Source organism: Falsirhodobacter sp. 20TX0035, assembly GCF_028307215.1.
Lineage (GTDB): Bacteria > Pseudomonadota > Alphaproteobacteria > Rhodobacterales > Rhodobacteraceae > Falsirhodobacter.
This window is the reverse complement of the sequence record NZ_JAQMHV010000005.1, coordinates 48,639-69,486: the sequence shown is the minus strand read 5'-3', so window position 1 is coordinate 69,486 and position 20,848 is coordinate 48,639. Positions and strand designations below refer to the sequence as shown.

General features: G+C 66.3%; 21 protein-coding genes, 1 tRNA gene, 2 pseudogenes and 2 riboswitches. Of the genes and pseudogenes, 9 read left to right on the top strand and 15 right to left on the bottom strand.

Annotated elements, in window-relative coordinates; all coding sequences use genetic code 11:
- Nucleotides 1-38 precede the first annotated feature (38 nt).
- From PIJ50_RS08205 to PIJ50_RS08190, 4 genes and pseudogenes are all read right to left on the bottom strand, one after another.
- Complete coding sequence (locus PIJ50_RS08205) at nucleotides 39-257, bottom strand: hypothetical protein (protein ID WP_271974304.1); 219 nt, start codon at nucleotides 255-257, stop codon at nucleotides 39-41.
- Nucleotides 257-520, bottom strand: a pseudogene (locus PIJ50_RS08200) (Z1 domain-containing protein); the annotation flags it as partial. The pseudogene PIJ50_RS08200 and the gene PIJ50_RS08205, both read right to left, overlap by 1 nt.
- A 138-nt stretch (nucleotides 521-658) precedes the next feature.
- On the bottom strand, nucleotides 659-1,027 hold the full coding sequence (locus tag PIJ50_RS08195) for a hypothetical protein (RefSeq protein ID WP_271974302.1): 369 nt from the start codon (nucleotides 1,025-1,027) through the stop codon (nucleotides 659-661).
- 90 nt (nucleotides 1,028-1,117) lie between these two features.
- Nucleotides 1,118-1,533, bottom strand: a pseudogene (locus PIJ50_RS08190) (transposase); the annotation flags it as partial.
- Nucleotides 1,534-1,836: 303 nt separating this feature from the next.
- On the opposite strand from PIJ50_RS08190, the gene PIJ50_RS08185 reads away from it, so the two are divergent.
- Nucleotides 1,837-2,772 carry a hypothetical protein gene (locus PIJ50_RS08185; protein ID WP_271974301.1) on the top strand — a complete coding sequence of 312 codons (936 nt, stop codon included), beginning with the start codon at nucleotides 1,837-1,839 and terminating at the stop codon, nucleotides 2,770-2,772.
- A gap of 244 nt (nucleotides 2,773-3,016) precedes the next feature.
- Here the strand turns inward: PIJ50_RS08185 and PIJ50_RS08180 are convergent, their stop codons facing one another.
- Nucleotides 3,017-3,151, bottom strand: a complete 135-nt coding sequence (locus tag PIJ50_RS08180; RefSeq protein WP_271974300.1) for a hypothetical protein — start codon at nucleotides 3,149-3,151, stop codon at nucleotides 3,017-3,019.
- 250 nt (nucleotides 3,152-3,401) lie between these two features.
- Here PIJ50_RS08180 and PIJ50_RS08175 point away from each other — a divergent pair, with 250 nt between their 5' ends.
- Nucleotides 3,402-3,608: a cold-shock protein gene (locus PIJ50_RS08175; protein ID WP_271974298.1), complete on the top strand. Its 207-nt coding sequence runs from the start codon at nucleotides 3,402-3,404 to the stop codon at nucleotides 3,606-3,608.
- An 87-nt stretch (nucleotides 3,609-3,695) separates the two neighbouring features.
- Here PIJ50_RS08175 and PIJ50_RS08170 read toward each other — a convergent pair whose 3' ends face one another.
- The 4 genes from PIJ50_RS08170 to PIJ50_RS08155 all read right to left on the bottom strand — a co-directional run bounded on the left by PIJ50_RS08170 (nucleotide 3,696) and on the right by PIJ50_RS08155 (nucleotide 7,385).
- Nucleotides 3,696-4,280 (bottom strand): SCO family protein, encoded by a 585-nt coding sequence (locus PIJ50_RS08170; RefSeq protein ID WP_271974296.1) that lies wholly within the window; start codon nucleotides 4,278-4,280, stop codon nucleotides 3,696-3,698.
- Between the two features lie 71 nt (nucleotides 4,281-4,351).
- Nucleotides 4,352-5,140, bottom strand: a complete 789-nt coding sequence (locus PIJ50_RS08165) for an inositol monophosphatase family protein (protein ID WP_271974294.1) — start codon at nucleotides 5,138-5,140, stop codon at nucleotides 4,352-4,354.
- Between the two features lie 60 nt (nucleotides 5,141-5,200).
- The gene (locus PIJ50_RS08160) at nucleotides 5,201-6,400 is read right to left on the bottom strand and encodes an MFS transporter (RefSeq protein ID WP_271974292.1); all 1,200 of its coding nucleotides are present in this window, start codon (nucleotides 6,398-6,400) and stop codon (nucleotides 5,201-5,203) included.
- 25 nt (nucleotides 6,401-6,425) lie between these two features.
- Entirely contained in the window at nucleotides 6,426-7,385 is a 960-nt protein-coding gene (locus tag PIJ50_RS08155; protein ID WP_271974290.1) for a LysR family transcriptional regulator, read from the bottom strand.
- Between the two features lie 96 nt (nucleotides 7,386-7,481).
- A riboswitch (glycine riboswitch) is annotated at nucleotides 7,482-7,573 on the top strand.
- 3 nt (nucleotides 7,574-7,576) lie between these two features.
- Nucleotides 7,577-7,641: riboswitch (glycine riboswitch) on the top strand.
- 73 nt (nucleotides 7,642-7,714) lie between these two features.
- Between PIJ50_RS08155 and gcvT the strand changes: the two genes are divergently transcribed.
- The 7 genes from gcvT to PIJ50_RS08120 all read left to right on the top strand — a co-directional run bounded on the left by gcvT (nucleotide 7,715) and on the right by PIJ50_RS08120 (nucleotide 16,264).
- Nucleotides 7,715-8,812, top strand: a complete 1,098-nt coding sequence (gcvT, locus tag PIJ50_RS08150; RefSeq protein ID WP_271974288.1) for a glycine cleavage system aminomethyltransferase GcvT — start codon at nucleotides 7,715-7,717, stop codon at nucleotides 8,810-8,812.
- Nucleotides 8,813-8,823: 11 nt separating this feature from the next.
- A complete protein-coding gene (gene gcvH, locus PIJ50_RS08145) occupies nucleotides 8,824-9,183 on the top strand; it encodes a glycine cleavage system protein GcvH (protein ID WP_271974286.1) in 360 nt (119 codons plus the stop codon).
- Between the two features lie 78 nt (nucleotides 9,184-9,261).
- Nucleotides 9,262-12,102, top strand: a complete 2,841-nt coding sequence (gene gcvP / locus PIJ50_RS08140; protein ID WP_271974284.1) for an aminomethyl-transferring glycine dehydrogenase — start codon at nucleotides 9,262-9,264, stop codon at nucleotides 12,100-12,102.
- Between the two features lie 88 nt (nucleotides 12,103-12,190).
- A tRNA-Ala gene (locus PIJ50_RS08135) sits at nucleotides 12,191-12,266 on the top strand.
- A 189-nt stretch (nucleotides 12,267-12,455) separates the two neighbouring features.
- Nucleotides 12,456-13,157 (top strand): gluconate 2-dehydrogenase subunit 3 family protein, encoded by a 702-nt coding sequence (locus PIJ50_RS08130; RefSeq protein WP_271974282.1) that lies wholly within the window; start codon nucleotides 12,456-12,458, stop codon nucleotides 13,155-13,157.
- Nucleotides 13,157-14,926, top strand: coding sequence for a GMC family oxidoreductase (locus PIJ50_RS08125; RefSeq protein ID WP_271974498.1), 1,770 nt, complete (start codon nucleotides 13,157-13,159; stop codon nucleotides 14,924-14,926). Before PIJ50_RS08130 ends, PIJ50_RS08125 begins: the two co-directional genes overlap by 1 nt.
- A 12-nt stretch (nucleotides 14,927-14,938) precedes the next feature.
- A complete protein-coding gene (locus PIJ50_RS08120; RefSeq protein ID WP_271974280.1) occupies nucleotides 14,939-16,264 on the top strand; it encodes a cytochrome c in 1,326 nt (441 codons plus the stop codon).
- A gap of 32 nt (nucleotides 16,265-16,296) precedes the next feature.
- On the opposite strand, the gene PIJ50_RS08115 is transcribed toward PIJ50_RS08120, so the two are convergent.
- Genes PIJ50_RS08115 through PIJ50_RS08090 form a run of 6 tightly spaced genes read right to left on the bottom strand, consistent with a single transcriptional unit; the run spans nucleotide 16,297 to nucleotide 20,848 of the window.
- Entirely contained in the window at nucleotides 16,297-17,013 is a 717-nt protein-coding gene (locus PIJ50_RS08115; protein WP_442900718.1) for an ABC transporter permease, read from the bottom strand.
- A complete protein-coding gene (gene tenA / locus PIJ50_RS08110; RefSeq protein WP_271974276.1) occupies nucleotides 17,013-17,666 on the bottom strand; it encodes a thiaminase II in 654 nt (217 codons plus the stop codon). The genes PIJ50_RS08115 and tenA overlap by 1 nt, the downstream gene beginning before the upstream one ends.
- Nucleotides 17,663-18,583: an ABC transporter substrate-binding protein gene (locus tag PIJ50_RS08105; protein ID WP_271974275.1), complete on the bottom strand. Its 921-nt coding sequence runs from the start codon at nucleotides 18,581-18,583 to the stop codon at nucleotides 17,663-17,665. Before PIJ50_RS08105 ends, tenA begins: the two co-directional genes overlap by 4 nt.
- On the bottom strand, nucleotides 18,580-19,524 hold the full coding sequence (locus PIJ50_RS08100; protein ID WP_271974273.1) for a HesA/MoeB/ThiF family protein: 945 nt from the start codon (nucleotides 19,522-19,524) through the stop codon (nucleotides 18,580-18,582). The genes PIJ50_RS08105 and PIJ50_RS08100 overlap by 4 nt, the downstream gene beginning before the upstream one ends.
- Nucleotides 19,509-20,090 carry a thiamine phosphate synthase gene (locus tag PIJ50_RS08095; RefSeq protein ID WP_271974271.1) on the bottom strand — a complete coding sequence of 194 codons (582 nt, stop codon included), beginning with the start codon at nucleotides 20,088-20,090 and terminating at the stop codon, nucleotides 19,509-19,511. The genes PIJ50_RS08100 and PIJ50_RS08095 overlap by 16 nt, the downstream gene beginning before the upstream one ends.
- The gene (locus PIJ50_RS08090; RefSeq protein ID WP_271974268.1) at nucleotides 20,087-20,848 is read right to left on the bottom strand and encodes a thiazole synthase; all 762 of its coding nucleotides are present in this window, start codon (nucleotides 20,846-20,848) and stop codon (nucleotides 20,087-20,089) included. The genes PIJ50_RS08095 and PIJ50_RS08090 overlap by 4 nt, the downstream gene beginning before the upstream one ends.

Below are 20,848 nucleotides of genomic sequence, written 5' to 3'. Positions count from 1 at the left end.
GCCGCTCCCGGAGGGGGTCGCCGACCTCCGCTACTCGATCAGCCTGAACGCCTGCGCACCCTGCGAGGTCGCGGAGGACGTGGTGTCACCAGCATGGGTTTCATGATGCGGATCTCGACGAATTCCACCGCGGCTTCATCGCCGACATCCAAGGCAGCGCCGACGCCGGCGGCACCTACGCGCAGGAAGCCTTCTTCGAGAAGGTGGGCGAGTTTCTGACCGAGGCCGGCGAGATCGACCAGGCGGACTACGCCCACTACCGCGGCACCGGAACCAAGTGGGCCGACCTGCGGCCCATCTGCATGAGCGTGTCATACATCATCGTGTTGCGGAGGAACCAGGTGACGGTGAGGCCTTCTAGCGTGAGGCCGCGCGAAAGCGAGTAGCCGCCGATCGCGACCACCGTCTGGCCGATGTCTCCCGAGTTGGCGTAGTCCAATCCGTTGCCGCGACTGTTGACCTCTACGACCTTGGTCGCGGCGATGGTTTCCAGCAGGGCGGCCTGAACTTCATCCCAAGAGAACTCGGAAGCGCCGTATTCACGCTTTCACGTGTCGTGGAGATCGGCGATCTCGGGATCGGTCAGTCCTCCTTTGCCGAGGGCGCCGTTGACGCGCACTGCATTCTGAATGGCCGTCAGACGCTCATGGATGCGGTTTCACAGCTTGCCCTGCACCGCGGTGAAGCGGCTGGCGTTGACCAGCATCGAGCAGTGCCTGGATGCTTGCCTAATGACGGCCTTACGCTGCTCCTCGGTCATCTGGCCTTGTTCCACGTCCTCGCAGTTCGGGCTGTCCCGCAGGTCGCGCCACCACTGCCCCCTGGGTTCTGTCCCGGCAGCCTTCATGGTCCGCCAGCGCCGCCTCATGCGGGCAATGGTGGCCGTTCCGATGCATGTCGCGCGGGTAAGCTCTGTCTTGGCGAACGCATCTTCGGGGTCGTGGACCAAGTGCCATGCACGATTCGACTTCTCGTGGGGATCGAGGGTCAGCCGATCCTCGATGGCGTCCTCGGAGGTGTCGATCATGGCCTCCTTGCGCGGGCAGTCGAGGACCCACGCGGGGACGCCCTTAGTCCACTCGGCCAAGCCATACGCCCAGCGCGATAGCGTCTACAGGCGGATCGGCCTTCCGTCGGCATCACAGACAGCCTGCAGCTTGGTGTTCATCCCGCCTTCGTGTGTCCGATGAGCCGTCCACGCCCCCTTTTTTGGACCGCAGGCGGGTCGCACTACGGTGCGCGTTCAGGTAGGTCGCATCGATCATCACAGTCTTGGGTGCGGCCGCTTCAGCCGCCAGCCCTTCAAGATCCGGGCAAAGGCGCCCAGATCGCTCCACCGTTTCAACGGTTGCAGAGCGTCTTCGGCGGGCCGTCGTCCCGAGGCGCATCGCGCCGCCGCGAGCCATTGCGGTGGATGAAGATTATCCCGCGCAAATCATGTCGATCATCGACCCGAAGGCGACCGTGTGGCTTCGGAAAGTAAGGGCGCAGCTGCACCATTTGCTTGACGGTGAGCCAGAAAAGATCGCTCATCTGTCGCCTCTTGGATCCGCGAAAAAATCACGAAATCAAGGGGCCCTGACCATAGGATCCTTATGATCTGAATTTATAGTAATTACCAATTGCACACATTAAAACATTGAAATTTGACGTGCTTTCAAGTGATTTGATAAATATCGATCATCCGTCATATCAGACGACGTAGGGTTTTAATAAATTTTAGATAACTTATCGATAGTGAAATTACTTCGGGTCGAAAGAAGCGGATAACACAACGTAGAATAGAATACCTGTTGTGCACCATCCATCTTATATCCAGATACAGAGCGTGATCGAATGAACGACCTTGGGAAGATCGGCTTTATCACTATGGCCTTCGGGGCGGACAAGTACTTTCACCAAGCCGAGTCCTTGGCTCGCTCCTTGCGACGGCACATGCCCGAGTTCCCGATCGCAATCGTGACGGATCGGAAAGACGCCGGTGCACTTTTCGACATCTGCATTCCGATCGATCCCTTCCAGATTGCCGGCACCCTCCTGAAGGCTGATCTTTACCGATATTCGCCTTTTGAGGAGACGTTTTTCATCGACACAGACTGCATCGTCGCGAAGCCGTTTCATGATCAGCTGAGAAAGATCAGGCAATTTGATTTTAGTCCCGTGGTCAGCAAGTTCCTTTCGGAGGGCGACACGGATCTGTGGATCAGGGACGTCGGAAAGGCCATCAAGACGCTGAACGGTTCCCCCTTTCCCAAGTTCAACGGCGGCGTCTATTTCTTTCGTCAGGGCCCGCATGCCGAAAAGGTTTTTTCAACCGCCCACGCCATCAATGCGCGTCGTGATGAACTCGGCATTCTTAACTTCGACAAGTCCGGTCCGGGGGAGGAGACGCTTTTCGGTCTCGCGCTGTCGCAGATGCACGCAACGGAACTTTACGATGATGGGGGGCAGCTCATGCGCACTCCGCTGAATTCGCAAGGCCCGGTTCATCTCGACGTGATTGAGGGAACAAGCGGCTTCATCAAGGAGGGTCAGCACGTGTCCCCGGCGATTTGCCACTTCTGCGGGGAGTGGTTCGACCACCCCGTCTATCTCATCGCACAAGAGGAGCTGGTGGCCGGCCGCAACGTCAGCCGCATCAGGAAAAATCGGTTGTGGGCCTCGTACAAGGCCCGGGGCTTCAAGTCCCGCGTCGTGCGGAAGCTGAACAGGCTTCTGGCTCCTCGCATCGCCCACCTCTTGATCAGATCCAGGCCGTCTGTTCGGCCTTGAGGACGGTGAGGCCGCAACGGGTTGCGGGGGCAATCCGTGGCGGCACGCTGCAGCATGACCCTTGCAACATGCAGGTGATTACTGTGCTTTGGGCGGGGATGTGTGAACGTCCTTCAGGCAGGGGGGCAGGTCGCCGGAAATCGATCCTTTCGGGACGCAATACTCTCATACTCTTCGAACGAGGCGCCCAAAGAAAAACGGGCACGACCTTGTCATGCCCGCTTTCGATCCGGATGGGTCGGGATCAGCCTTTCTGCGCGGCCTCACGTTCGGCCTTCAGGCGGGCGGTCTTCTCGTCGCGGGCCTTGGTTTCGGCGTCGATGATGGCGGTGGCGGCGGTGTTGGTGCTTTCCCAGGTCGTCTTCGGCTTCGTGGTCATCAGGGCCTCCGGTCATTGCGGGTGTCAGGCCTGACAATGTGACCCGCGCCGCTCGCGAATCAAGTCGGGGGCGGGGGGCCGGTTTGGGGTCAGGGTGCGGCACCTGCGCTGTTGATCCTCCGTCACAGGCATGTTATACAACGTCTGCATCGTCATTTTCGACTCTGATCCTTCTGGGCACAGCTTTCGATGATCTTCCGTGCCAAGCCGCCGCATTCTGCGGGCGGTATTTGTTAGAAGGATATTCACTATGGCCAAAGGCACAGTGAAATGGTTCAACGCCACCAAAGGCTTCGGCTTCATTCAGCCGGAAGGCGGCTCCAAGGACGTGTTCGTTCACATCACCGCTCTTGAGCGCGCCGGCATCCGTTCGCTGAACGACGGCCAGGCTGTGACGTTCGACATTGAAAAAGACCGCAACGGTCGTGAGTCGGCTGTCGGCATCGCGCTCGCCTGAGCTTGATACACGTGGAATAGAGAAAGCCGCCCCACCGGGCGGCTTTTTCATGTCTTCGGCCCCCAAACCCGAGGGCGGGCCGAAACTTCAGGAGGATAGGGCGGTCTCTAGTTTCGCCACCGCCGTCTCCGGCGCCTCCTGATAGGAGATTGCGTCCACGAACGCGCCCGACCGGTTGAAGACCAGAACCTTGGACGTGTGGGACATGGTGTAGTCGCCGTTCGCCAGCGGTTCCTTTTGGGAAAACACGCGGAAGGCGGCTTCGGCCGCGCGCACCTGATCCACCGCGCCCGTGGCCCCGATGGCGCCGGGCAGCCAGCCCACGTAGTCGCGCAGCAGATCGACCGTGTCGCGTTCCGGATCCACCGTGACGAAGACGATGCGCAGATCCTTGGCCTGATCGCCCAACGCGTCCTGCCAGCCCATCATGTCGCCCAGCGTGGTGGGGCAGACGTCGGGGCAATGGGTAAAGCCGAAGAACACGGCCGTGGCCTGTCCCTTCAGGGACGCGGCGGTGAAGGTGGTTCCTTCGGTCGTGTCCAGCGCATATTCGCCCTGGCCGATCCCGTCGCCCGCGCGGGAGGAGAAGATCGGCGACAGCACGCCCACCCACAGGCCGGTCAGCGCGACGACGGCCACGACACCCAACGCGGCCACTTGCACAAATCGCATGGTCGATCCCCTTGCCTGTTGCTGCGGGGAACCTGCGTCAGGCGCCCCGCGAAGGCAAGTGCGTCAGGACGTCACTCGCCCCGGATGATCTTGCGGAAGGGCTCGAACAGGCCTTCGTTGCCGACGATCACCGACCCGGATTCGACCGGGTTCTGCCCGTCGCGGATGCCGGAGACGAGGCCGCCCGCTTCGCGCACGATGATCAGGCCGGCGGCCATGTCCCAGGGCTGGATCCCGCGTTCCCAGTATCCGTCATAGCGGCCCGCCGCCACATAGGCGAGGTCCAGCGCCGCGGCACCCCAGCGGCGCACGCCGGCGCAGACGGGCATCAGGCGCGCCAGATCCTGCAGGGTTGCGGGCAGGGTGCCGCGCCCGCCGAAGGGCACGCCCGTGGCGAAGATCCCCTCGATCATCTGACGGCGGCCGGACACGCGCATGCGCTGTTCGTTCATCCAGGCGCCCGCGCCCTTTTCGGCCCAGAACATCTCGTCCTTGGCCGCGTCGAACACGACGCCGGCCACGATTTCGCCCTTGTGCTCCAGCGCGATGGACACCGCCCAATGGGGCAAGCCGTGCAGGAAGTTCGTGGTCCCGTCCAGCGGGTCCACGATCCAGCGGCGAGTGGGATCCTGGCCCGCGTCCTCGCCGGTTTCCTCGCCCAGCCAGCCATAGGTCGGGCGGGCGGTCATCAGTTCTTCCTTGATGATGCGCTCGGCCTCGCGGTCGGCCTTGGACACGAAGTCGCCCGGCCCCTTGGAGGAGACCTGAAGGTTCTCGACCTCGCGGAAGTCCTTCACGAGGGACCGGCCCGCCTTGCGGGCGGCCTTGATCATGACGTTGAGGTTCGCGCTGCCTTGCATCCGAGGACTCCTGTTTTCAAGGGCGGGGGTATAGGCGAACCCCCGCACGAAGGAAAGGGGTCAGCGGGCGAACTCGCGCCGCCGTGGCAGCAGGATCGTCAGGATGCCAAGGGCCGGCAGCCAGGCGCAGGCGCCATAGACCGCGCGGATGCCGTAGCTGTCGGCCGCAAGGCCCAGACCGGCGGCGGCGATCCCGCCCATGCCGAAGGCCAGCCCGAAGAAGATGCCCGCGACCATGCCCACCCGGCCCGGCAGCAGTTCCTGCGCCGTCACCACAATGGCCGGGAACGAGGAGGCCATGATGAAGCCGATGATCACCGTGAGGATCCCCGAGCCGACCAGCCCCACATGCGGCAGCGCCAGCGTGAAGGGCAGCGCGCCGAGGACGGAGAACCAGATCACCGCCGTCGTGCCGAACCGGTCCCCGATCGGCCCGCCCAGCAGCGTCCCGGCCGCCACCGCGCCCAGGAACAGGAACAGCATCACCTGCGAGGTCTGGGTGGACACCCCGAAATTCTCGATCAGGTAGAAGGTGTAGTAGGAGGAGATGCTGGCCATGTAGGCGTTCTTCGAGAAGGTCAGGAAGGCCAGCACGACCAGCGCCACGATGATGCGGTTGCGCGGCAAAGGCAGGGTGCGGTCCGCCTGCGACTGGCCCTTGGTGCGGGCGTATTCGCGATACCACAGCCCCACGCGATACAGAACCGCCATGCCCAGGGCAGCCAAAACGCAGAACCATGCGACGGAAGGACGCCCGAACGGCACCACGATGAACGCCGCCAGCAGCGGGCCTGCCGCCTGTCCGGCATTGCCGCCCACCTGGAAGATGGACTGCGCCGCCCCGAACTTGCCGCCCGAGGCCATGCGCGCCACGCGGCTTGCCTCGGGGTGGAAGATGGAACTGCCGACGCCGATCAGCGACGCGCCGATCAGCAGCATCGCGAACGATGACGCGAAGGCCAGCACCAGCACCCCGATGAACGACGACGCCATGCCGATGGGCAGCGACATCGGTGCCGGATGCCGGTCGGTGTAGATGCCGACCACCGGCTGCAGCAGCGAGGCGGTGCACTGGAACACCAGCGTCAGCATCCCGATCTGCCAGTAATCCAGCGCGAAGTCGGTCTTCAGGATCGGGTAGATCGCCGTCAGCATGGACTGCAGCACGTCGTTCACGAAGTGGCTGAGGCTGACCGCGAGGATGATGGGATAGGCCGTCGCCATCACGGGCCGGTTCGTTGCGGTCTGGGTGTTCGCCATCGGTCGTCCTCCGCTGATGGGAGGGTCATACGCCGTCGGGTGGGAGTTTTCCACCTGAATTGCGACCAATCCGCGCACCCGGCCAGTCGCGCAGGGCCAGCGACCGTTCTTCCGACAGGCGCAGGAAATCGGCCATGAAGGGCTTCGCGCCATCCGCCATCCGCGTCGCGGCATAGCTGGTGCGGGTGATCGTGCCCGGGGCCAGCGGGCGCAGGGCGTAATCGGGATGCTCCCGCACCTCGCGCAGCACCCAGTCGGGCATGACGGCGACGCCGCGATCCGCCGCGACCAGCATCAGGATCACGGCCGTCAGCTCCACGGATCGCAGGCCCCGCGGCTCCACTCGCGCAGGGGTCAGCAGGTCGGTGAAGACGTCCAGCTTTTCGCGCGGCACGGGGTAGTGGATCAGCAGCTGGCTGCGGAAGTCCTCCGCCTCGATCATGTCGCGGCTGGCCAGCGGGTTCAGCGCCGAACAGATGAAGGTAGGCTGGTAGTCAAACAGGGGGTGAAAGGTCACCCCCTCCGTCGCCACGGGTTCGGAGGTGATGACCACGTCGATCTCGTCCCGCAGAAGGGCGGGCAGGGCGTCAAAGGCCAGCCCGGCCCGGATGTCCACGTCCACGTCGGGCCAGTGGTGGCGGAAGGTTTCCAGCGCGGGCAGCAGCCATTCGAAGCAGGCGTGGCATTCCATGGCGATGTGCATCCGCCCCGTCTTGCCCGACCGAAGGGCGCGGAACTCCTCGCCCAGCGCGTCCACCTCGGGCAGGATGCGTTCGGCCAGGCGTAGCATCCGCAGGCCGGCGGCCGACAGCTTCATGGGCTTGGAACGCCGCACGAACAGCTCCACCCCCGCCTGATCCTCCAGCCCCTTCACCTGATGGGACAGGGCGGACTGGGTGATGTTCAGCGCCTCGGCCGCGCGCGCGAGACCTCCCGCCCGGTGGATGGCGCGGATGGTGCGAAGGTGGCGCAGTTCCAGGTGCATCTTGCGGTCGTCCTCACGTTCCTGCCCCCGAAGATGAAACAATCGGCGGGCAGAGTAAATCGCTTGCCAGACGGATGCCCCTTGGCTAGAGGTGCCCGTATCAGGTCAGGGAGAAGCCGGGTCACACCCCGGTGCCGAAGGAGCAACCGCCCCGGTAAACTCTCAGGCAAAAGGACCGGCCTGACACGAAACTCTGGAGAGTGGCCCCGTATGGGGCCCGCCGACGGGATAACGATCTCAGGCGCAAGGGACAGAGGGGGCATCGCGGGACAGGGATTGGCCTGTCCATGTGGTGCCGGGATTCCGGCCTGACAGAACGGGGTGACCCCATGGCCGACCTGCAACGCCTGCCGCTGCACGATCTTCACGTTGAACACGGGGCCCGCATGGTCCCCTTCGCGGGATGGGAGATGCCCGTCCAGTTCGAAGGCGTAATGGCCGAACACCTGCACACCCGCGCGAAGGCCGGCCTGTTCGACGTCAGCCACATGGGCCAGGTGCTGCTGAAGCCCCGCACCGATATGGCCACCCTTGCGGCCGAGTTCGAGGCGCTGATGCCCGTGTCCGTGGCAGCGCTGGCCGAAGGGCGCCAGCGTTACGGCCTTCTGACCAACGATCAGGGCGGTATCCGCGACGACCTGATGTTCGCGAACCGGGGCGATCACTTCTATGTCGTGGTGAACGCGGGCTGCAAGGACGCCGACATCGCCCACCTGACGGCCCATCTGGGCGATCAGGTCCGCCCGGTGACGGACCGCGCGCTTCTGGCGCTGCAGGGCCCGCGGGCCGAGGATGCGCTGGCCCAGTTGGTGCCCGCCGTCGCCACCATGCGCTTCATGGATGTCCTGACGGCCGACACGCTGTTCGGGCCCCTGTGGATCTCCCGCTCCGGCTACACCGGTGAGGACGGGTTCGAGATTTCCGTGCCGTTCGGCGGGGCCGAAGGCCTCGCTCGCGCCCTTCTGGCGATGGATGAGGTGGCCCCGATCGGCCTTGGCGCCCGCGACAGCCTGCGGCTGGAGGCGGGGCTGTGCCTTTATGGCCACGACATCGACGAACACACCACGCCGGTGGAGGCCGGGCTGACCTGGGCCATCCAGAAATCCCGCCGCGGCGGGGGATTCGCCGGCGACGCCCGCATCCTTCGGGAACTTTCCGACGGGTCCGAACGTCTTCGCGTCGGGCTGTTGCCCGAAGGCCGCGCGCCCATGCGCGAAGGCGTGGCCCTGTTCGCGGCCGACGGCACGCCCGTGGGCACCGTCACCTCGGGGGGGTTCGGGCCTTCGGTGGGGGCACCCGTCGCGATGGGCTACGTCGCCGCCGCCCATGCCGCCGTCGGCACCCCCCTGTTCGGCGAGGTGCGGGGCAAGCGTCTGCCAGTCACCGTCGCCGCCCTTCCTTTTATCCCCGCTTCCTACAAACGCTGAGGAGCCTCCCCATGAAGTACACCGAAGAACATGAATGGCTGCGCGTCGAAGGCGACCATGTCGTCGTCGGCATCACCGAACATGCCGCCACCCAGCTGGGTGACGTGGTGTTCGTCGAACTGCCCGAACTGGAAACCCAGGTCGCCACGGGCGACGAGGTCGTCGTGATCGAAAGCGTCAAGGCCGCCTCCGACATCCTCGCCCCCGTGGATGGCGAGGTCGTGGAGGTCAATGAAGAGCTGGCCTCGAACCCCGGCCTCGTGAACGAGGATCCGACGGGCCGCGCGTGGTTCTTCAAGCTGAAGGTGGAGGATCTGTCCGTCCTCGACCAGTTCATGGACGAGGACGAATACGCCGATCTGATCGGCTGATCCGGCCGGGGGCGTGCCGCGCGCCCCCGCCGCCCGACCGGGACGGCAAGCGCCCGGCCTTTCCCCAGCAGGACCGCCATGACCTACACCCCCGTCTCCTACGATCCCTACGATTTCGCCAACCGCCGCCACATCGGCCCGTCCCCGTCCGAGATGGAGGAGATGCTGGCCGTCTGCGGCGTGTCCTCGCTTGACCAGCTGATCGAGGAGACGATCCCCGCATCGATCCGGCAGGACAAGGCGCTGGACTGGGCCCCGCTGGCCGAACACGAGCTGCTGGCGAAGATGCGCGAGGTCGGCGCGAAGAACCGCGTGATGACGCAGCTGATCGGGCAGGGGTATTACGGCACGGTGACGCCGCCCGCGATCCAGCGCAACATCCTGGAAAACCCGGCCTGGTACACGGCCTACACCCCCTACCAGCCCGAAATCGCGCAGGGGCGGCTCGAGGCGCTGCTGAACTACCAGACCATGGTGTCGGACCTGACGGGCCTGCCGGTCGCCAACGCCTCCCTTCTGGACGAGGCGACGGCGGCGGCCGAAGCCATGGCCATGGCCGAACGCGCCGCGAAGTCGAAGGCCCGCGCCTTCTTCGTGGACGAGGCGTGCCACCCGCAGACCATCGCCGTGATCCGCACCCGCGCCCTGCCGCTGGGGATCGAGGTGATCGTGGGATCGGCCGACACGCTGGACGCCAATGCCGTCTTCGGCGCGATCTTCCAGTATCCCGGCACCTTCGGCGAGGTGCGCGACTTCACGGCCGAGATCGAGGCTCTGCATGCGGCCAAAGCCATCGCGGTCGTGGCGACCGACCTTCTGGCCCTGTGCATCCTGAAAGAGCCGGGGGCGATGGGGGCCGACATCGCGGTCGGATCGTCGCAGCGCTTCGGCGTGCCGATGGGCTATGGTGGCCCCCATGCCGCCTTCATGTCCTGCCGGGACGAGCTGAAGCGCACCATGCCGGGCCGCATCGTCGGCGTGTCGGTCGACGCGCGCGGAAACAAGGCCTACCGGCTGGCGCTGCAGACGCGCGAACAGCACATCCGGCGGGAAAAGGCGACCTCCAACGTCTGCACCGCGCAGGCGCTGCTGGCGGTGATGGCCAGCTTCTACGGCGTGTTCCACGGCCCCGTGGGCCTGCGCGCCATCGCCGAACGGGTGCATTTCAACACCGTCCGTCTGGCGAACGCCCTGCGCGCGGCGGGGGCGGACGTGCAGCCGCAGGCCTTCTTCGACACGATCACCGTGCGGGTGGGCGTGGGCCAGCAGGGCATCATGGCCGCCGCGCGCCACCGCGGCATCAACCTGCGGAAGGTGGGCCGCGACCATGTCGGCATCTCCTTGGACGAGACGACGAACGACGACGTGATCACCCGCGTTCTGGACGCCTTCGGCATCACGGAGGAGGCGCCGAAGACCATTGAACTGGGTGTGCCCGAGGCGATGATCCGTCAGTCGGATTACCTCACCCACCCGGTGTTCCACATGAACCGCGCCGAGTCCGAGATGATGCGCTACATGCGCCGCCTTGCGGACCGCGACCTCGCGCTGGACCGGGCGATGATCCCCCTCGGCTCCTGCACGATGAAGCTGAACGCGGCGGCCGAGATGATGCCGATCACCTGGCCAGAGTTCGGATCGCTTCACCCCTTCGCGCCGGCCAATCAGGCGCAGGGCTATGCCGAGGCGATCAGCGACCTGTCGGAAAAGCTGTGCACCATCACCGGCTATGACGCGTTTTCGATGCAGCCGAATTCGGGCGCGCAGGGCGAATATGCGGGGCTGCTGACGATCCAGGCCTATCACCGGTCGCGCGGCGATGTGGATCGGAACATCTGCCTGATCCCGATGTCGGCGCATGGCACGAACCCCGCCACCGCGCAGATGGTCGGCATGAAGGTGGTGGTGGTCAAGACCGCGCCCAACGGCGACATCGACATCGAGGACTTCCGCGCCAAGGCCGAAGCTGCCGGCGACAAGCTGGCCGCCTGCATGATCACCTACCCCTCCACCCACGGCGTGTTCGAGGAAGCGGTGCGCGAGGTCTGCGAGATCACGCACCAACACGGCGGTCAGGTCTATATCGACGGGGCCAACATGAACGCGATGGTGGGGCTGGTGAAGCCCGGCGCCATTGGCGGCGATGTCAGCCACCTGAACCTGCACAAGACCTTCGCCATTCCGCATGGCGGCGGCGGTCCGGGCATGGGCCCCATCGGCGTGCGCGCGCATCTGGCGCCCTTCCTGCCCGGCCACCCGGAAACGGGCGGGGAGGAGGGTCCCGTCTCCGCTGCGCCCTACGGCTCGGCCTCGATCCTGCTGATCTCCTGGGCGTATTGCCTGATGATGGGCGGGGAGGGGCTGGCGCAGGCAACGCGCGTGGCGATCCTGAACGCCAACTACATCGCCGCACGCCTGCGCGGGGCGTATCCCGTGCTCTTCATGGGCAACCGGGGGCGCGTGGCGCATGAATGCATCCTTGACACCCGTCCCTTCGCCGAAGCCGGGATCACGGTGGACGACATCGCCAAACGCCTGATCGACAACGGCTTCCACCCCCCGACCATGAGCTTCCCGGTCCCCGGCACGCTGATGGTGGAACCGACCGAGTCCGAGGCGAAGGCCGAGATCGACCGCTTCGTCACCGCCCTCCTGTCCATCCGCGAGGAGATCCGCGCGGTGGAGGCGGGCGAGATCGCGGCCGACCAGTCGCCGCTGCACTTCGCCCCCCACACGGTGGAGGATCTGGTGGCCGACTGGACCCGCGCCTATCCCCGCGAACAGGGCTGCTTCCCCGCGGGCAGCTTCCGGGTGGACAAGTACTGGCCGCCGGTGGGTCGGGTGGACAACGCTTACGGCGACCGCAACCTGATCTGCACCTGCCCGCCGCCCGAGGCGTATCAGGACGCCGCCGAGTGACGAAACCGTGGGGGAGGGGCCGAGGCCCCTCCCTTCGTCTTTGCAGACCATTGACAGGTGCCGAACCCTGCGGCACAAAAATCGCAGTGGGGTCGTAGCTCAGTTGGGAGAGCGCGTCGTTCGCAATGACGAGGTCAGGGGTTCGATCCCCCTCGGCTCCACCATTCTCTTTCCCGGATCTTCCCGAGTTCATGCGGTTTTGGAATAAATTCCTCAATCTTATTCCGCGCGGACAGTTTTGTTGCATGCAATGGGATACGGCGCTAACACATCAAAATGAAAGGATGTGTCACCGTGACGCACCTTTCGCTCGAACCGCCACCAAGCCCGGCCCCGCCGGTAGGGAGCATACCATGACCGATCTTCCCGGCTTGCCCAGCCGCCGCAGCTTCCTGAAAGCGACGGCCGCGGGTGCCGCGCTGTCGGGCCTTGCGGTGTCCGCCAAGGCCCGGACCGCCGAACCGCCCGTTCCGCTGGACCAGTACCAACCCGAATTCTTCACGCCGGCGGAATGGACCTTCGTCCTGGCCGCGACCGCGCGCCTCATTCCCTCCGAAGGGGATGGCCCGGGCGCGCTGGAGGCCCGCGTTCCGGTCTTCATCGACCGCGAGATGATGGGCGGCTACGGCGCGGCGGCGGACTGGTACATGGAAGGCCCCCACCAGCCGGACGCCGACCCCTTCCGCGGCTGGCAGACCCCGCTGACCCCGGCCGAGGTGTATCGCGGCGCGATCCCGGTTTTTGACGCTTGGTGCCAGCAGACGCATGGCGGCGCCTTCGCCGAACTGGACGCGGCCAAGCAGGACGCGGCGCTGACCGCCCTTCAGAAGGGCGAGGTCGCGCTGGACCCGACGCTGAAGGACTTCTTCTCCATCCTGCTGCAGAACACGAAGGAAGGCTATTTCGCCGACCCGATGTATGGCGGCAACCACGGAATGCAGGCCTGGACCTTCATCGGCTTCCCGGGCGCGCGGGCGAACTTCAAGGAATGGGTTCCCCGCTACAACGTCGAGTATCCGCTCGGCCCCGTCTCGATCAAAGGGGAGCGTGCGTGATGGCCCGTCAGGAAAAGAAAAAAGACGTCGTCATCGTCGGCCTCGGCTGGACGGGATCCATCATCGGCATGGAACTGGCGCAGGAGGGTCTGGAGATCGTCGCGCTGGAGCGTGGGCACGATCAGGACACGGTGCCGAACTTCCAGTATCCCCAGATGATCGACGAGCTGAAATACGGCGTCCGTCTGGGCATGATGCAGAAGCCGCGTCAGTCCACCCTCACCATCCGCCGCAACCTGGAGGAATCCGCGCTGCCCTATCGCAGCCTCGGCTCCTTCCTGCCGGGCAACGGCGTGGGCGGGGCGGGCACGCACTGGAACGGCCTGAACTGGCGCCCGATGCTGGCCGAATACAAGCTGCGGTCCCATGTCGAACAGAACTGGGGCGCGGGGATCATTCCCGAAGACATGCAGCTGATGGACTATCCCGTCACGTATGAGGAGCTGGAGCCCCATTTCGCCCGGTTCGAACGCGTGGCCGGAATTTCCGGCAATGCGGGCAACATCAACGGCCAGATCATCGAAGGCGGCAACCCGTTCGAGGCGCCGCGTTCGTCGGACTACCCGATGCCCGCGATGCCCTCCACCTATGACGGCGCGAAGTTCGCCGAGGCGGCGAAGTCGCTGGGTCTGCACCCGTTCGCGCGGCCGGGCGGCATCGCTTCGACGTCCTACGTGAACGAATACGGGATGCAGATGGGCCCGTGCAACCATTGCGGCTTCTGCGAACGCTATGGCTGCTACCAGTATTCCAAGTCCTCTCCCCAGACGGCTATCCTGGATGCGCTGCGCAAGAAGCCGAACTTCAGCTACCGCACTGGCGCCGAGGTTCTGCGGGTGGAGATGGCGGAAGACGGCAAGACCGCGACCGGCGTCACCTATTACGACGAGGCCGCGCAGGAAGAGGTGTTCCAGCCCGCCGACCTCGTGATCCTGGCCGCCTATCAGCTGCATAACGTGCACCTGATGCTGCTTTCGGGCATCGGTCAGCCCTATGACCCGCGCACGGGGCAGGGCGTCACTGGCAAGAACTACGCCTACCAGATGAACGGCGGGTATACGCTGTTCTATGAAAACGAGGTGTTCAACCCGTTCATCGGCACCGGCGCCAACGGCTTTTCCATCGACGATTACGGCATCGGCCAGATCGATTTCGGGACAGAAGGCTTCATCGGCGGTTCCTACATTTCCTCGGGGCAATCGAACGGCCAGCCAATCCGGTCGATGCCGCTGCCGGCGGGCACGCCCGCTTGGGGGCAGGGCTGGAAGGACGGCATCAAGAAATGGTACGGCCATTCGATGTCGATCGGTTCGCACGGATCGCACATGGCGTACCGGAACAACTACCTGGACCTCGACCCGACCTACAAGGACCGCCACGGCCGCCCGCTGATGCGGATGACCTTCAACTGGCACGACAACGAGGTCCGCATGACCCAGTTCATGCGCGAGAAGATCCGGCCCATTGCCGAAGCGTTGAAGCCGGATTCGATGCAGGACGCTTTCAAGAAGCAGGGCCAGATGTACGACGTGCGCCCCTATCAGACGACGCACAACACCGGCGGCGCCATCATGTCCGAAACGCCGGACCAAGGGGCCGTCAACAAGTTCAGCCAGGCTTGGGACAAGCACAACGTCTTCGTCATGGGCGCGGGCAACTTTGTGCAGAACACCCAGTACAACCCGACGGGCCTTGTCGGCGGTCTGGCCTATCACACGGCGCAGGCCATCCGGACGCAATACCTGTCCAACCCCCGCCCGCTGGTCTGAGGAGAGAGATCCATGAAAACCTTTCTCCGCATCATCGGCGCGCTGATCGTCGTCTGCCTTGCGGCGCTGCTGGCCTTCATCTTCGTGCCCGTCCAGCGGACGGCCCCCACGGAAGAGCTGGCGGCCGACTGGACACCCGAGGCTGGTCAGGGCGAATACGTCATGTATGCCTCGGACTGCATGGCCTGCCATACGGCCGAGGGGGGAGAGCCCTTCGCCGGCGGCCGTTCCATCCTCAGCCCGATGGGCACGATTTGGGCCACCAACATCACGCCCGACAAGGAAACGGGCATCGGCAACTGGACGCTGGACGACTTCCGGGCCGCGCTTTACGACGGCCTGACGCCGGACGGGCGTCACCTCTATCCGGCGATGCCGTATGAGAACTACCGCAAGCTGACGGAAGAAGACGTGCGCGCACTGTACGACTACTTCATGAACGAAGTTCCGGCCGTCAACAATCCGGTGGAGGCGACGGCCCTGTCCTTCCCCTTCAACATGCGCTTCGGCATCCGCGCGTGGAACTGGATCGCCCTCAGCGATCCGGCCGGGTCCGCTTATGAACAGTCCACCCCGCAGGAACGTGGCCGCTACCTTGTGGAAAGCGCCGGCCACTGCGGCGCCTGCCACAGCCCGCGCAACGTCTTCATGGGTCAGGACGGCCTGACCGCCGACGACGCGAACTTCCTGAAGGGCGGCGAAGTCGACGGCTGGCTGGCCCCCGCGCTGATGGGCGAGGGCTCCGCCGCCGCGACATGGCCGGTGGGCGAGATCGCGACCTACCTCGCCACGGGCCGCAACAGCCATTCGACCGCCAATGGCGAGATGTCGATGGTCGTGGAGCATTCGCTCCAGCACCTGACGGACGAAGACAATCTGGCCATCGCCGCCTTCCTCAAGGGCGAGGATGTGGGCGAGGCGACCCTGCTGGGCACCGATCTGGCGCTGGAGGAGGCGGAGAACGACCATCCGACCACCACCATGCTGACCGAGGCGAAGGATCTGTCGGAAGGTGCGCGGCTCTATCTCGACAACTGCAACGCCTGCCACTTCGTCACCGGCAAGGGCGCGCCGGAGATCTTCCCGGAACTGGCCGGCAATTCCCTCGTCACGGCCGACCAGACGGGGCCGCTGATCGGGATCATCCTGCATGGCGCCGAGGTTCCGTCCACCGAGAAGCGCCCGATGCGTCTGGTCATGCAAGGCTACGCCGAGCGTCTGACGGACGAGGAGGTGGCCGAGGTCGCGAGCTTCCTGCGGACGGCCTGGGGCAACGACGCCCCCGCGGTCACTGCGGCGGATGTCGCCAAGGTGCGGGCGGCGGACAGCGCCCACTGATTTCGGAACGGGGCGGCGCAAGCCGCCCCTTTTCATTGACGAGCCAGCCGGTCCGCCAGCCACCCGATCCCGGCCCGGAACAGAAGCGACAGGGCCACGGTCACGAACAGGGCCGCAAAGACCAGATCCGTCTTCATCCGCCCGTTCGCTTGGATCATCATGGCGCCAAGGCCCAGTGATCCCCCCACCCATTCTCCGATGACGGCCCCGACCGGCGCGTAGACCGCGGCGATCCGCAGCCCCGTGGCCAGGTGCGGGCGGGCGGACGGGATGCGGATCACCCGCAGCACCTGCCACTGGGTCGCGCCCAGGCTGCGGGTCAGCTCCATATGCACGGCGGCCGGGTTCAGCAGCCCGTCGGCGCAGGCGGCGGCCACAGGAAAGACGGTGATCAGCACCACCACGGCGATCTTCGGCGCCAGACCGTAACCGAACCACAGGGTCAGGATCGGCGCCAGCGCGAAGACCGGCACCGTCTGTGACAGGGTCAGGGCGGGCAGGATCGCGCGCCGCAGCACGGGCGCGACGCAGGCCAGCGCCAGAACGACGCCCAGCGCGGTTCCCAGCGCAAAGCCGATCACCGTCTCGGCCCCCGTCACCAGGGCGGCCTGCGCCAGCGCCGCGCGCGCCGACCACAGCGCCTGCGCCACCCGCAGCGGGTCCGGCAGCAGATAGGGCGGCAGGCCGGTCAGCGTCACCGCGCCCTGCCACAGCGCCAGCGCCCCCGCCGCCAGCGCGGTTCCCCGGATCAGCGGGCGAGGGTCCAGAACTGCGCCTCCAGTCGTGTGGCCGTAGCAAAGCGCTCGGAAATCTCGCGCCAGCGGGGCAAGCTCTCCGGCGCCTCGCCCAGTCGGCGGGCCATGGCGCCATCGATCAGGGCCGCCGTGTCATGGCACAGGGCCTGATACTTGGCGCTGCCATAGGTTTTGATCCATTCGGCATAGTCCGGCGCGTGCGGCGCTGCCGCCAGACGCGCGCCGATTTCCCCATACCCCAGAACGCAGGGCGCCAGCGCCGCCAGCAGGTCCAGCAGGTCGCCGGAATACCCCGCCTCCAGCACGTAACGGGTGTAGGCGAGGTTCTCGGGCGCCTCCTCCAGCGTCTCAAGGTCTATCCCGGCCGCGCGGCACAGCTTCACATGCAGCGGCATTTCCTGATGCAGCAGAGCATGGACGGTGGCGGAACAGGCCCGCATCTCCTCAAGGTCTGAGGATTTGACGGTGGCCAGTGCCCAGGCCCGGGCAAAGTGGATCAGGAACAGGTAATCCTGCGCCAGATAGGTCAGGAAGGCCTTGCGGGGCAGGCTGCCGTCGGCCAGCGCCCGCACGAAGGGCGCGTCCACGTAATCGGTCCACGCCGCCGCTTCGGCCCGCCACAGGGGAAAGGTGCGACCATAGCTCATGCGTTCGGATCCAGCGCCAGATCGGCCACGGGCAGGGGCGCGTCGATCAGGCCCGCGTCCTTCAGGAACACCTCGAACCGTGCGTAGCGGCCGGTGTCCAGCGCGGCGGGGCTTTGCGACAGGCGGGGCAGGGTCAGGCGCCACGCCTCGCGGTTCAGGGTGTCGTCCAGATCGGGATGGGCGGCGATGAAGGCCTGCCACGCCTCGTCCGGGTGGTTCACGGCGTACTGCGCGCCCTGTTCGACGGCGGCCATGAAGCGCGACAGAAGCGCCGGATCGGCGTCGGGACGGGCCAGATAGATCAGCTCGTCATAGGCGGGGATGCCGTTCTCCTCCACCGGAAGGCAGCGGCCTTCGGTTCCCGCTTCGGCCATCTGCGTCAACTCGAAGTTGCGGTAGCCGCCCAGCGTTGCGTCCACCTGTCCCGACAGGAGGGAGGGCGTGAGCGACCAGTTGACGTTCACCATCTCCACATCCTCCAGCGTCAGGCCACCGTGGCGCAGCATGGCGCCCATCATCGCCTCCTCGGTCCCCGGAACGGAATAGCCGATCTTGCCGCCCTTCAGGTCCGCGATGGACCGGATGGGCCCGTCGGCCTTCACCGTGACGCAGTTCAGCGGCGTCGCCACCAGCGTGCCCACCCGGCGCAAGGGCAGGCCTTCATGCACCTGAAGATGCAGCTGCGGCTGATAACCCACCGCGATTTCGGCTTGCCCCGAGGCGACCATCTTCGGCGGATCGGACGGATCGGCGGGGGGAACGATCGTCACCTCCAGCCCCTGATCGGCGAAGAAGCCCTGCGTTTCGGCCAGAACGATCGGCGCATGGTCGGGGTTCACGAACCAGTCCAGCACCAGCGTCACCGGTTCGGCCCCGGCGGGGGTGGCCAGAAGGCCCAGAAGAAGGAAGCGTTTCATGCGGAGTCTCCGTCGGCAAGAAGAACGATGTCGCCCGACCATCGGGCGGCAAGGGCGTCGGCGGCGCGCCAGGCGCGCAGGCCCGACCGGCAGGCGAAGACGGTGCGCTGGCCGGGACCGGGCGTGACGGTGGCGGGCTGGCGCAGGGCGGTGGGGGCCACGGGGACGGGGGCTTCGTCTTCCCCCCGCAGTTCCACGATCAGGTCGGTGTCGCGCAGCTCGGTGCGGGCGATGAAGCGGTGGCCCGTCACCTCGGGCGCCGCGTCGAACCGGAACGAGGAGGGCCGCAGCCCGTCGAAGCGCAGCACCTGGCCCAGGGGGGAGGGATCCAGCCCTAGGAGCACCGCCAGCGCCATCTGTGCCTGCGCGGCACCCAGAAGGCCCACCATGGGCCCCAGCACCCCGGCCGTGGCGCAGGTGGCGCCGCTGTCGGGCAGGTCCGGGAACACCGCCCGCAACGACGGCGCCCCCCCGCAAAACCCGCCCGCATACCCCGCCATCCCCAGCACCGAGGCGGAGATCAGCGGCACCCCCGCCGCAAGGCAGGCGTCCGACAGGGTGTAGGAGGCGGCGAAGCTGTCGGCGCAGTCCAGCACCACATCCGCCCCCGCCACCAGACCGGCGTTGGACGGGTCCAGCGACGCGACGACCGGTTCGACCACGACCGCAGGGTTCAGGATCGCCATCTCCGCCGCCGCCGCCTGCGCCTTCGGCGCGCCGATGTGGCGGCCATAGATCGGCTGGCGGTGCAGGTTCGTTTCCTCCACCACGTCGGGATCGATCAGGGTGATCCGGCCCACGCCCGCCCCGACCAGATATTGCAGGGCCGGCACGCCAAGGCCCCCGGCGCCGACGATCAGAAGGCGGGCGGCGCGCAGCCGCGCCTCGCCCTCGGCCCCCGTGACCATTTCCTGACGCGCGTATCTCACACCGCCAGCCATTCGCGCATCCTCGCCTCGGGGTCGGGGTTCAGGGTGATGTCGGTCACGGCGCTGGCGACGTCGGCGCCCGCGGCGAACGCCTCGCGCGCGCGGTCGGGGGTCAGGCCGCCAATGGCGATCAGTGGGATGTCGCCGATCCGGACCTTCCACGCGGTCAGCTTCTCGGTCCCCTGACGCTCCCACTTCATCTTCTTCAGGATGGTGGGCCAGACGGGGCCAAGGGCGATGTAGTCGGGACGGCAGGCCAGCGCGCGTTCCAGCTCCGCCTCGTCATGGGTCGAAAGGCCAAGGCGCAGCCCGCCCGCGCGGATCGCGTCCAGATCGGCCACGTCCAGATCCTCCTGCCCCAGATGCACCCAGTCGCAGCCGAGGTCGAGCGCCAGCCGCCAATGATCGTTCACCACAAGGATCGCGCCGGCGTCGCGGCACAGGTCGCGGGCGCGCCGGATGTCGTCCGCCGGATCGCGGTCCTTCACACGCAGCTGCACCAGCTTCACGCCAAGGGGCAGGGCGCGGGCGATCCAGTCGGCGCTGTCGAAGATGGGATAGAACCGGGGCAGGATCACAGGAACGCCCTTCCGATCAGGGGGGTGGAGGGGACGGCCATGTCCCGCGCCTCCATGGGGTCGGCGGCGTGGGCCAGGGCGCCCGCCTCGATCGCCAGCGCCATGGCGCGCGCCATCCGCACCGGATCACCGGCCTTGGCCACGGCAGAGTTCAGCAGCACCGCGTCATATCCCAGTTCCATGGCCGCCGCGGCGTGGCTGGGCAGGCCGATGCCCGCATCCACCACCAGGGGCACGTTCGGGACATGCGCCCGCAGGGCCCGCAGCCCGTAGCGGTTGTTCAGCCCCAGCCCCGACCCGATGGGCGCGCCCCAGGGCATCAGCACCTCGCACCCCGCCTCGATCAGATGCTCGCACACGATCAGATCCTCGGTGCAGTAGGGGAAGACCTGAAAGCCGTCTTCGGTGAGGATGCGCGCGGCCTCGACCAGCGCGAAGGGGTCGGGTTGCAGGCTGTCGGCGTGGCCGATCACCTCCAGCTTGATCCAGGGGGTGTCGAACACCTCGCGCGCCATCTGCGCCGTGGTCACGGCCTCGCGCACGGTGTGGCAGCCGGCGGTGTTGGGCAGGACGCGGACGCCCAGATCGCGGATCAGCGCCCAGAAGTCTTGCCCGCCGCCGCTTTCGCGCCGCAGGCTGACGGTGGCGATGCCCGCGCCGGACGCGCGGAACGCCTCGGCCAGAATCGCGGGGGAGGGATAGCCCGCCGTGCCCAGCATCAGCGCGCTGTCGATGTCGGTTCCATAGAAGCGTGGCAT